Origin of the sequence: Aeribacillus sp. FSL M8-0235, from assembly GCF_038000355.1 — a bacterium.
Classification (GTDB): Bacteria; Bacillota; Bacilli; order Bacillales; family Aeribacillaceae; genus Aeribacillus; species Aeribacillus composti.
Genome location: NZ_JBBOBW010000001.1, coordinates 1 through 12,500 on the forward strand (window position 1 = coordinate 1; position 12,500 = coordinate 12,500).

A 12,500-nucleotide genomic window follows, 5' to 3' on the forward strand; every position below is an offset into this window, starting at 1 on the left:
TTGCTGAATCCAAAATATACTTTTGATACGTTTGTTATCGGCTCAGGAAATCGATTTGCCCATGCTGCATCCCTGGCTGTTGCGGAAGCGCCGGCAAAAGCATACAACCCGCTGTTTATTTATGGTGGCGTCGGTCTCGGAAAAACTCATTTAATGCATGCAATCGGCCATTATGTATTAGAACATAATCCTTCCGCGAGAGTCGTCTATTTGTCATCAGAAAAATTTACGAATGAATTTATTAACTCAATCCGTGACAATAAAGCCGATGAATTTCGCAATAAATACCGGAATGTTGATGTTCTATTGATAGATGATATTCAATTTCTTGCTGGAAAAGAACAAACACAAGAGGAATTTTTCCATACGTTCAACACACTTCACGAGGAAAGCAAGCAAATAGTCATTTCAAGCGACAGGCCGCCAAAGGAAATTCCTACTCTTGAAGACCGGCTGAGATCACGTTTTGAATGGGGGCTCATAACAGATATTACTCCTCCTGACCTCGAAACAAGAATTGCCATTTTAAGAAAAAAAGCGAAAGCTGATGGATTGGATATTCCAAATGAAGTCATGCTTTATATTGCCAACCAAATTGATACAAATATTCGTGAGCTAGAAGGTGCCCTTATACGCGTAGTAGCTTATTCTTCTCTCATTAATAAAGATATTAACGCGGATCTCGCGGCAGAAGCATTAAAAGACATTATACCGAGCTCCAAGCCTAAAATTATTACCATTCAAGAAATTCAACGTGTAGTTGGACAGCATTTTAATGTTAAATTGGAAGATTTTAAAGCAAAAAAGAGAACAAAGTCTGTTGCATTTCCAAGACAGATTGCCATGTACTTATCAAGAGAATTAACCGACTCTTCTTTGCCGAAAATTGGAGAAGAATTTGGAGGAAGAGACCATACAACAGTCATTCATGCTCATGAAAAAATTTCAAAGCTATTAGAAGAAGACCCACAGCTGCAAAATCAAATAAATGAAATAAAAGAACAGTTAAAGCATTCCATTCATTATCATTAGTTGAGGACATTGTGAATAACTTTGACATTGGCATGCACAGTTTATCCACATGTGGATAGACTGTGCTTCCTTTCATTAACATTGTTATCAACATATCCACAAGCCCTATTACTACTTATACTATATTTTTTAATTAAAAAATAATAATAATATAAAATGTATTTGTTTGATAGATGGCAGTGCAGCCTTAGAAGGAGGATTTACATGCAAGTTATTGTCCAAAAAAATAAGCTTGTTGAAAGCGTCCAAGATGTCATGAAGGCCGTCTCCTCTAGAACAACCATACCTATATTGACCGGAATAAAAATTGTCGCAACAGAAGAGGGCATTTCATTAACAGGCAGTGATTCAGACATTTCGATTGAGTCCTTTATACCTGCAGAAGAAAATGGAACGATTCAAGCGGAAATTATCGAGCCCGGAAGCATTGTTTTGCAAGCTCGTTTTTTTAGTGATATTGTGAGGAAGCTTCCGCAGGATAAAGTGGAAATGAAAGTGGAAAACCACTTTCTAACTATTATTCGATCAGGAAGTGCGGAATTTAATCTGCATGGTTTGGATGCAGAAGAATATCCAAGATTGCCGGAAATTGAGGAGCAAAACGTTTTTAAAATTCCATCAGATCTATTAAAAACCTTAATTCGACAAACAGTTTTTGCTGTTTCGGTTTCAGAAACAAGACCAATTTTAACCGGTGTAAACTGGCGTTTAGAAAATGGCGAATTAACATGTATTGCAACGGACAGCCATCGATTAGCTTTACGGAAAGCAAAAGTGGAAACCAATATTTCTGAAGCGCATAATGTCGTTATTCCGGGAAAAAGCTTAAATGAGCTGAATAAAATTCTTGATGAAAACGATGATCTTGTCGAAATTGTCATTACAGAAAATCAAGTTTTGTTTAAGACGAAAAACATATTATTCTTTTCACGTCTCTTAGACGGAAATTACCCTGATACGAGCAGACTTATTCCAATGGAAAGTAAAACGGATATTGTTCTTGACGCAAAAGATTTTTTACAAGCTATAGACCGCGCATCTCTTCTTGCAAGAGAAGGACGCAATAACGTCGTCAAGTTGACAACATTTCCTAACGGGAAGGTTGAAATCTTGTCAAATTCACCGGAAATTGGGAAGGTTGTCGAAGAAATTCATGCCAAAGATGTTCAGGGAGAAGATTTAAAAATTTCCTTTAGTGCAAAATATATGATAGATGCATTAAAAGCAGTGGAAGGATCAGAAATTCACATCAGCTTTACAGGGGCGATGAGGCCGTTTTTAATTCGTGTTCCCGAAGATGAAACAGTTTTGCAGCTGATTCTTCCTGTTCGAACATATTAAACAGCTGTCGTCGGATTCTTCACGATAAATTCCACTATTTTATAGTGCTGGAAATAAAAAGAAAGCTACTAGTAATCAAAAAAGCTAGTAGCTTTCTTTTCGAATTGGGAAATATTTAGTAAAATAAAAAGTTAGAGACTATTTTGAGAAAGCGGATGAAAATCAGATGAAGCGTATTGTTCAAATTAAAGGTGAATATATTACACTCGGACAATTTTTAAAATTGGCGGATGTCATCCAAACTGGCGGAATGGCAAAATGGTTTCTCCAGGAGCATGAAGTGCTCGTAAATTCTGAGAGGGAACAGCGCCGGGGGAGAAAACTGAGAGACGGAGACATAGTAGAAGTAAAAGAGACTGGAACCTTTATTGTAAAAAACTGAAGTTGGTGACCTTCATTGTATTTAAAAGAATTCAGTTTAAAGAACTACCGTAATTATGAGTCCCTTCATATACAATTTGAAAACAAAGTCAATGTGATAATTGGAGAAAATGCCCAAGGGAAAACAAATATGATGGAGGGCATCTATGTTTTGGCGATGGCGAAATCCCATCGAACCAGCAATGATAAAGAGCTCATTCAATGGGAGAAGGAATATGCTAAAATAGAAGGGAGAATAGAAAAACAAAATCGTTTTTCTACGGTTGAATTAATTATTTCCAACAAAGGGAAAAAAGCTAAATTAAATCATTTAGAACAAAAAAAATTAAGCGAGTATGTCGGTCACGTCAATGTGATTATGTTTGCTCCGGAAGATTTGAATTTAGTAAAAGGAAGTCCGCAAATTCGCAGGCGTTTTATCAATATGGAAATTGGACAAGTTTCTCCCGTTTATTTGCACCAACTGAACAAATATCAAAAAATCATTCAGCAGAGAAATCATTATTTAAAGCTCCTCCAGACGAGAAAGCAAACGGATGAAAAAATGTTGGATGTGCTTACACTTCAGCTGTGTGAAACAGCAAGCAGCATCATTAAAAAAAGATATTTGTTTGTTAAGCAGCTTGAAAAATGGGCACAACCGATTCATTCCAGCATTTCTAGGGGAATGGAGGAATTAAGAATTCAGTATAAGCCTTCTGTTGATGTATCAGAAGAAGCAGACTTGTCGAAAATAGTAGAAGTATACTATGACAGGTTTGCTAAAATAAGAGAAAAGGAAATAGAACGTGGAACGACGTTAGCCGGTCCCCACAGAGATGACCTTATTTTTTATGTGAACGGCCGGGATGTTCAAACATTCGGATCGCAAGGCCAGCAGCGCACAACAGCTCTTTCGCTGAAATTGGCCGAAATAGATTTGATCCATGAAGAGATTGGCGATTATCCTGTATTATTGTTGGACGATGTTTTATCAGAATTAGATGATTTTAGGCAATCTCATTTATTAAATGCCATTCAAGGGAAAGTGCAAACATTTGTGACAACAACAAGCGTAGATGGAATTGATCACAAAACCTTGAAGGAAGCGGCTATCTATCGTGTATCTTCCGGACAATTAATATAAATTATTTTTTTTTGAAACAGATCATGATGCTATTAAGAATTTTAACATCTGCAGCTTGTTTTTTACTCATGCATAGATCGTGTCATTACTTTGAAAAAAGCGGATCAATCCATTTAGATTTTTTTGTGGAAAAAAGATTTTTTTATCTATTCAATCGATTTTATGTTTATAAAAGTGTAGGTGATCATTGTGGCGATGGAACAAAATCATGAGGAACAAACAACATATGATGAAAACCAGATTCAAGTGCTGGAAGGGTTGGAAGCTGTTCGAAAAAGACCTGGAATGTATATTGGATCTACCAGTTCCAAAGGTCTTCATCATCTCGTTTGGGAAATTGTCGATAATAGTATAGATGAGGCTTTAGCGGGTTTTTGTACAGAAATAAATGTGACGATCGAAGAAGACAATAGCATAACAGTAAAAGATAATGGACGGGGAATACCCGTCGGAATACAAGAAAAAATGGGAAGACCAGCCGTTGAAGTCATCATGACTGTACTTCATGCCGGAGGAAAATTCGGAGGCGGAGGCTATAAAGTTTCTGGTGGACTCCACGGTGTAGGAGCTTCAGTTGTGAATGCACTGTCAACAGAACTGGAGGTATTTGTTCATCGTGATGGAAATATTTACTATCAAAAATATCGCCGAGGTGTCCCTTGTGAAGATTTGAAAATTGTCGGAAAAACGGATACGACAGGAACCATTGTGCATTTCAAGCCTGATCCTGAAATTTTTAAAGAAACAACTGAATATGATTATGATACGTTGGCGTCGCGTTTGCGAGAACTTGCCTTTTTAAACCGCGGAATCAAGATCACATTAGAAGATAAGCGGGACGAAAAAGGACGGCAAAATTTATATTACTATGAAGGCGGCATTATCTCCTATGTAAAGCATCTCAACCGTACAAAAGAGGTTCTTCATGAAGAACCGATTTACATTGAAGGAGACAGAGATGGAATAAAAATAGAAATCGCTCTTCAATACAATGATGGATATACAAGTAATATTTACTCTTTTGCTAATAATATTCACACATATGAGGGTGGCACTCACGAATCCGGCTTTAAAACTGCCTTAACTCGAGTTATTAATGATTACGCTAGAAAAACAGGAGCTATTAAAGAAAACGATCAAAATTTATCAGGAGAAGATGTTCGTGAGGGGTTAACCGCGATCATTTCTGTCAAACATCCTAATCCCCAATTTGAGGGACAAACGAAAACAAAGCTTGGAAATTCCGAAGTAAGAACAATTACGGATTCCATTTTCTCGGAAATGTTTGAAACGTTTCTTTTCGAACATCCGCAAACAGCCAAAAAAATTGTGGAAAAAGGTTTGATGGCGGCAAGAGCCCGTTTAGCTGCCAAAAAAGCAAGGGAATTAACGAGAAGAAAAAGCGCATTAGATGTTTCGAATTTGCCTGGAAAATTAGCAGATTGTTCGTCAAAAGATCCATCCATCTCAGAATTGTTTGTTGTTGAGGGTGATTCTGCCGGTGGTTCTGCTAAGCAGGGCCGGGACAGACATTTCCAAGCTATTTTGCCGTTGAGAGGAAAAATTTTAAATGTTGAGAAAGCACGTCTTGACAAAATATTATCCAACAATGAAGTGCGTGCCATAATCACAGCCATTGGAACAGGGATTGGCGAAGATTTCGATGTTTCGAAAGCGAGATACCATAAAGTTGTGATTATGACGGATGCCGATGTGGACGGAGCGCATATTCGTACACTGCTGCTTACCTTTTTCTATCGGTACATGAGAGGAATTATCGAAAAAGGATATGTTTATATTGCGCAGCCTCCTTTATATAGAATTCAACAAGGGAAAAGGGTTGAATATGCGTACAATGATCGGCAGCTCGATAAAATTTTGTCCAATCTTCCAAGCCAACCGAAGCCAAGCATTCAACGCTACAAAGGACTTGGAGAAATGAATGCTGAGCAGCTTTGGGAAACAACAATGAATCCATCAACTAGAACGCTGCTTCAAGTAACATTGCAGGATGCGATTGATGCGGATGAAACGTTTGAAATTTTAATGGGAGACAAAGTGGAGCCTCGCCGCCAGTTTATTGAAGAAAACGCCCGTTATGTAAAAAATTTGGATATTTAATCGATTTGTTCACCCCATTCTCATTTTGTTTTTCTCCATAAAGTGAGGTTTGGGAATTGATTTTTACGGAGGTAATAAAAAATGGCTGAAAACAAAGAATCGCAAATACAGGAAGTCAATATAAGCCAAGAAATGCGTTCATCCTTCCTTGATTATGCGATGAGCGTCATCGTGTCGCGCGCCTTGCCTGATGTCCGTGACGGACTTAAGCCTGTTCACCGGAGAATTCTTTATGCCATGCATGACCTTGGCATGACTCCGGATAAACCGCATAAAAAATCTGCAAGGATTGTAGGAGATGTGATCGGTAAGTACCATCCACACGGAGATTCAGCTGTTTACGAGACGATGGTGAGAATGGCCCAAGATTTTAACTATCGCTATATGCTGGTGGATGGTCACGGAAACTTTGGATCCGTTGATGGAGACGCCGCAGCTGCGATGCGTTATACAGAGGCGAGAATGTCAAAAATTTCAATGGAACTTTTGCGTGACATTAATAAAGACACCATTGATTATCAAGATAATTATGACGGATCGGAAAAGGAGCCTGTCGTTCTTCCTTCCCGTTTCCCGCACTTGCTCGTAAATGGCGCATCCGGAATTGCAGTAGGAATGGCGACCAACATTCCTCCACATCAAATCGGCGAAGTAATCGACGGTGTTCTGGCATTAAGTAAAAATCCAGACATCACCATTGGAGAGCTAATGGAAATCATTCCTGGACCGGACTTTCCGACGGCAGGACAAATAATGGGGAAAAGCGGCATTCGAAAAGCTTATGAGACCGGACGAGGATCGATCACGCTCCGGGCAAAGGTTGAAATTGAAGAAAGAGAAAACGGGAAACAGGCAATTATAGTGACTGAGATTCCGTACCAAGTAAATAAAGCAAAACTTATTGAAAAGATTGCAGAGCTTGTCCGTGAGAAAAAAATTGACGGTATCTCCGATTTAAGAGATGAATCTGATAGAAAAGGTATGCGCATAGTCATCGAAGTTCGGAGAGATGCAAATGTCAACGTGCTTTTGAATAATTTATATAAACAGACGGCATTACAAACAAGCTTTGGAATTAATATGCTTGCTTTAGTAGACGGAGAACCGAAAGTATTAAATTTAAAACAAATTTTAGAGCATTATTTAGATCATCAAAAAGTCGTTATTAGAAGACGTACTGCTTTTGAATTAAGAAAGGCTGAAGCGCGAGCGCATATTTTGGAAGGGTTAAGAATTGCATTAGATCATATCGATGAAGTGATTAACCTGATTCGAAGCTCCAAAACAACAGATATTGCCCGCGAAGGATTAATGGAAAAATTCAGCTTAACGGAAAAGCAAGCACAGGCAATCTTGGATATGCGGCTGCAGCGTCTGACAGGCCTTGAACGAGAAAAAATAGAAGAGGAATATAATGAGCTGGTAAAGCTAATTGAAGAGTTAAAAGGTATATTAGCCAGCGAAGAAAAGGTTTTAGACATTATTCGTGAGGAATTAGAAGAAATAAAAGAGCGTTTTAATGATGAGCGCCGTACAGAAATAATTGCAACTGGTTTAGAAGCTTTTGAAGACGAAGATTTGATTCCAAAAGAGAATATTGTCATTACGCTTACCCATAAAGGCTATATTAAGCGTCTCCCTGTTTCTACTTACCGCAGCCAAAAGCGTGGCGGAAGAGGAATTCAAGGAATGGGAACTAATGCTGACGACTTTGTTGAGCATCTTTTAACAACGTGCACACATGATACTATTTTATTTTTTACAAATAAAGGAAAAGTTTATCGAGCAAAAGGATATGAAATTCCTGAATTTGGACGAACAGCTAAAGGGCTTCCGATCATTAATTTATTGGAAATTGACCAAGATGAATGGATCAATGCCATCATCCCTGTTTCAGGATTTGTTGATGATTGGTTTTTATTTTTTGCAACAAAAGAAGGGATATGTAAACGATCACCGCTTTCTCAATTTTCCCATATTCGTAACAGCGGCTTAATTGCGCTGCACCTACGGGAAGGGGACGAGCTTATTTCCGTACATTTGACAGATGGTACAAAAGATATTGTAATTGGAACAAAAAATGGAATGTTAATTCGTTTTCATGAACAAGATGTCCGGTCAATGGGCCGCACAGCTACGGGCGTAAAGGGAATTACGTTGGAAAAAAATGATGAAGTTGTCGGCATGGAAGTGCTGGACCCAGGTGTCGATGTATTAGTCGTAACTGAAAATGGGTACGGAAAACGTACGCACGAAAGCGAGTACCGAATCCAAACCCGGGGCGGCAAAGGTTTAAAAACATGCAACATTACACCTAAAAATGGATCGGTAGTTTCTGTAAAAGCTGTTCGCGGTGACGAAGATTTAATGATCATTACTGGGAACGGCGTTCTGATTCGCATGGATGTCAATGATATTTCTTCAATGGGACGTAATACAGTCGGTGTAAAGCTTATTAAACTTGATGAAAATGAACATGTTTCAACGGTTGCGCTCGTTGAAAAAGAAGAGCAAGAGGAACAGCAGGAAGAAGAATAAAAAGTGCTCTTTTTTGAAGGGTGATATCTGTTGAAACATATTCTGCCAACGGAAGGAAAAAGTACTAATTTTAGGTCTACCACAGCTTTTAAAGCTGTGGTATTGTTAATTTATGGAGATCAAACGAATATTTCCTGATCTTTATCCTGTGAAAAAAAGGTATTTTTCGTTTTTAGGTTTATTTACGTTCCTAAATGAGTGGGTGCCAATTGATTTTTATTTAAAGGGGGGGGGTTCATTTGCGGATTCATGTCAAAAAATTGAAGCCGGGATTTGTCTTAGCAGAAGATGTTTATTCTTTGTCACCAAAACCAATTGCGAAAAAAGGCACTGTTATTAATGAGGAACATATTGAATTTTTTCGTGCATTTTTAATTAAAGAAGTTCAAGTCCGGACTTCTACTACTACAGGAGTAAAAGAAGCGAAAGAGGATATTTCCACTGATCAACCTCAAAAAAATGAGGCTGACGTTCAAAAAACGGAAAGTTCATCCAAAACTGCTTTTGAAGAAATTTTTGTACATTCAGTAGAACAGCTCCAAAAGTATTTTTTATCTTGGCAGTCGGGTGCTTCAGTAGATATTTATAAAATTAGAACATTACTCCTCCCAGTATTAAAAGCTGGGTTTGATCAAACAAGCAAAATAATGGAGACTTATACAACATGTGATGCAAAAAATTATATTTGCCATCATTCTGTTTCTGTCTCTTTATTAAGCGCTTTAATTGCAAAAAAAATGGGATTTTTAACTGGTGAAGTAAATCAAATTGCTCTTGCAGGTCTGTTAAGTGATTGCGGGATGGCAAAAATTACGCCGGCAATTTTAACAAAAAAAGAAGCGCTGACAGAAAAAGAGTTCCTCGAGGTTAGAGAACATCCTATTCACAGCTATAAATTATTAAAAGATTTACCAGCTTTAACAGAAGGTGCGAAAGTTGCAGTCTTGCAGCATCATGAACGATTTGATGGATCAGGTTATCCTTTAGGAATTAAAGGCGTTCAAATTCATCCTTTTGCCAAAATCATTTCGTTTGCAGACGCATATCAAGCAATGATTTCTCCTCGTCCATATCGCAATGGACAATCGCCTTTTCACGTATTGGATCAAATAGAAAAAGACCAATTTGGAAAATTTGATTTATCGGTTGTTCAAGCTTTCAAAAAAATATTTATAAAAGATATGGTAGGACGAACAGTAAAGCTTTCTAATGGAGCTTATGGGAAAATCGTTTTTATAAATGAAAAATTGGTTACAAAGCCGATGGTACAAGCAGAAGATTCCGATCAAATTATATCTTTGGAAAAGAGCAAGGATTTGTCGATTATAAAGGTTTTTTAGTTTTTTCGAAGATATAAAATAATGCTTGTCAAAAACGATTGAAACTGCTATAATCACTGAAGTCAGCAATTAAAATAAAAAAAGTGTTGACAACCATAAAGTATGATTTTATAATGTAAAAGTCGCTGTTTTTGATATATGATCTTTGAAAACTGAACAAAACGAAAAGCGTGCCTGTTGATTCTGACAAGAGCATTTGGTGACAAACTTTTTTTGGAGAGTTTGATCCTGGCTCAGGACGAACGCTGGCGGCGTGCCTAATACATGCAAGTCGAGCGGACCGAAGGGAGCTTGCTCCTTTAGGTTAGCGGCGGACGGGTGAGTAACACGTGGGCAACCTGCCCTGCAGACTGGGATAACTTCGGGAAACCGGAGCTAATACCGGATAACACCGAAAACCGCATGGTTTTCGGTTGAAAGGCGGCTTTTAGCTGTCACTGCAGGATGGGCCCGCGGCGCATTAGCTAGTTGGTGAGGTAACGGCTCACCAAGGCGACGATGCGTAGCCGACCTGAGAGGGTGACCGGCCACACTGGGACTGAGACACGGCCCAGACTCCTACGGGAGGCAGCAGTAGGGAATCTTCCGCAATGGACGAAAGTCTGACGGAGCAACGCCGCGTGAGCGAAGAAGGTCTTCGGATCGTAAAGCTCTGTTGTCAGGGAAGAACAAGTACCGTTCGAACAGGGCGGTACCTTGACGGTACCTGACGAGGAAGCCACGGCTAACTACGTGCCAGCAGCCGCGGTAATACGTAGGTGGCAAGCGTTGTCCGGAATTATTGGGCGTAAAGCGCGCGCAGGCGGTTCCTTAAGTCTGATGTGAAATCTCGCGGCTCAACCGCGAGCGGCCATTGGAAACTGGGGAACTTGAGTGCAGGAGAGGGGAGCGGAATTCCACGTGTAGCGGTGAAATGCGTAGAGATGTGGAGGAACACCAGTGGCGAAGGCGGCTCTCTGGCCTGTAACTGACGCTGAGGCGCGAAAGCGTGGGGAGCGAACAGGATTAGATACCCTGGTAGTCCACGCCGTAAACGATGAGTGCTAAGTGTTAGAGGGTATCCACCCTTTAGTGCTGCAGCAAACGCATTAAGCACTCCGCCTGGGGAGTACGGCCGCAAGGCTGAAACTCAAAGGAATTGACGGGGACCCGCACAAGCGGTGGAGCATGTGGTTTAATTCGAAGCAACGCGAAGAACCTTACCAGGTCTTGACATCCCCTGACAACCCTAGAGATAGGGCGTTCCCCTTTCGGGGACAGGGTGACAGGTGGTGCATGGTTGTCGTCAGCTCGTGTCGTGAGATGTTGGGTTAAGTCCCGCAACGAGCGCAACCCTTGACCTTAGTTGCCAGCATTCAGTTGGGCACTCTAAGGTGACTGCCGGCTAAAAGTCGGAGGAAGGTGGGGATGACGTCAAATCATCATGCCCCTTATGACCTGGGCTACACACGTGCTACAATGGGTGGTACAAAGGGCAGCGAAACCGCGAGGTGGAGCGAATCCCAAAAAACCACTCTCAGTTCGGATTGCAGGCTGCAACTCGCCTGCATGAAGCCGGAATCGCTAGTAATCGCGGATCAGCATGCCGCGGTGAATACGTTCCCGGGTCTTGTACACACCGCCCGTCACACCACGAGAGTTTGTAACACCCGAAGTCGGTGGGGTAACCCTTACGGGAGCCAGCCGCCGAAGGTGGGACAAATGATTGGGGTGAAGTCGTAACAAGGTAGCCGTATCGGAAGGTGCGGCTGGATCACCTCCTTTCTAAGGATATATACATTGAAAAAGGTACGCTTTTCCGTTTTGTTTAGTTTTGAAGGATCACATCCTTCCCCGTTTGCTGGTGAATTCGCAAAGTCGATTTCCCAGCGAATAGAAGCTGAATAAAAAAATACAGGATGGGCCTGTAGCTCAGCCGGTTAGAGCGCACGCCTGATAAGCGTGAGGTCGGTGGTTCAAGTCCACTCAGGCCCACCATAAATAAGACCATCCTGGGGCCTTAGCTCAGCTGGGAGAGCGCCTGCTTTGCACGCAGGAGGTCAGCGGTTCGATCCCGCTAGGCTCCACCATAAGTTTGATGAATATTGGAAGCATTGCTCCTATGCGAGAGCCCATTCGAAGGATCGGATGTTCGGCTAAAAGCAATTCAAGCAGCAAGGGAGCTCATTGAGAAAAAGCATTGTTCTTTGAAAACTGGATAACGGAAAGACATTCACGAATAGATCGCTCATGTTAGGAAGAAACGGTTAAGTTAGAAAGGGCGCACGGTGGATGCCTTGGCACTAGGAGCCGATGAAGGACGGGACAAACACCGAAATGCTTCGGGGAGCTGTAAGTAAGCGTCGATCCGGAGATGTCCGAATGGGGGAACCCACTGTCCGTAATGGGGCAGTATCCATACCTGAATCCATAGGGTATGGAGGGCAACCCGGGGAACTGAAACATCTAAGTACCCGGAGGAAGAGAAAGCAACAGCGATTCCCTGAGTAGCGGCGAGCGAAACGGGAACAGCCCAAACCAAGAGGCGTGCCTCTTGGGGTTGTAGGACACTCGATTAAGGAGTGACAAAGGAACGGGGTAGACGAAGAGGTCTGGAAAGGCCCGTCAGAGAAGGTAACAAC

Annotated in this window: 7 protein-coding genes, 2 tRNA genes and 2 rRNA genes (1 of these 11 running past the window's edge); all 11 read left to right on the top strand. The window is 41.0% G+C overall.

Going from position 1 to position 12,500, the window contains the following annotated elements; genetic code table 11:
* On the top strand, nucleotides 1-1,032 hold a 1,032-nt coding region (gene dnaA / locus NSQ71_RS00005; RefSeq protein WP_340732194.1), incomplete at its 5' end, for a chromosomal replication initiator protein DnaA.
* 204 nt (nucleotides 1,033-1,236) lie between these two features.
* Nucleotides 1,237-2,373: a DNA polymerase III subunit beta gene (gene dnaN / locus NSQ71_RS00010; protein WP_340732196.1), complete on the top strand. Its 1,137-nt coding sequence runs from the start codon at nucleotides 1,237-1,239 to the stop codon at nucleotides 2,371-2,373.
* Between the two features lie 166 nt (nucleotides 2,374-2,539).
* Nucleotides 2,540-2,755 carry a S4 domain-containing protein YaaA gene (gene yaaA, locus NSQ71_RS00015; RefSeq protein WP_339210739.1) on the top strand — a complete coding sequence of 72 codons (216 nt, stop codon included), beginning with the start codon at nucleotides 2,540-2,542 and terminating at the stop codon, nucleotides 2,753-2,755.
* Between the two features lie 15 nt (nucleotides 2,756-2,770).
* On the top strand, nucleotides 2,771-3,880 hold the full coding sequence (recF, locus tag NSQ71_RS00020; protein ID WP_340732198.1) for a DNA replication/repair protein RecF: 1,110 nt from the start codon (nucleotides 2,771-2,773) through the stop codon (nucleotides 3,878-3,880).
* A gap of 195 nt (nucleotides 3,881-4,075) precedes the next feature.
* The gene (gyrB, locus tag NSQ71_RS00025; RefSeq protein ID WP_340732200.1) at nucleotides 4,076-6,001 is read left to right on the top strand and encodes a DNA topoisomerase (ATP-hydrolyzing) subunit B; all 1,926 of its coding nucleotides are present in this window, start codon (nucleotides 4,076-4,078) and stop codon (nucleotides 5,999-6,001) included.
* Between the two features lie 81 nt (nucleotides 6,002-6,082).
* The gene (gene gyrA / locus NSQ71_RS00030) at nucleotides 6,083-8,539 is read left to right on the top strand and encodes a DNA gyrase subunit A (protein WP_339210741.1); all 2,457 of its coding nucleotides are present in this window, start codon (nucleotides 6,083-6,085) and stop codon (nucleotides 8,537-8,539) included.
* Between the two features lie 239 nt (nucleotides 8,540-8,778).
* Complete coding sequence (locus NSQ71_RS00035) at nucleotides 8,779-9,879, top strand: HD-GYP domain-containing protein (protein WP_339198190.1); 1,101 nt, start codon at nucleotides 8,779-8,781, stop codon at nucleotides 9,877-9,879.
* Between the two features lie 210 nt (nucleotides 9,880-10,089).
* Nucleotides 10,090-11,643: ribosomal RNA gene (locus NSQ71_RS00040) — 16S ribosomal RNA — on the top strand.
* Between the two features lie 136 nt (nucleotides 11,644-11,779).
* A tRNA-Ile gene (locus NSQ71_RS00045) sits at nucleotides 11,780-11,856 on the top strand.
* A 16-nt stretch (nucleotides 11,857-11,872) separates the two neighbouring features.
* Nucleotides 11,873-11,948 (top strand) — tRNA-Ala (locus NSQ71_RS00050).
* Between the two features lie 175 nt (nucleotides 11,949-12,123).
* Nucleotides 12,124-12,500 (top strand): 23S ribosomal RNA (locus tag NSQ71_RS00055); it runs 2,557 nt beyond the window's last position.
* The 16S and 23S rRNA genes sit together here with 2 tRNA genes alongside, the layout of an rRNA operon.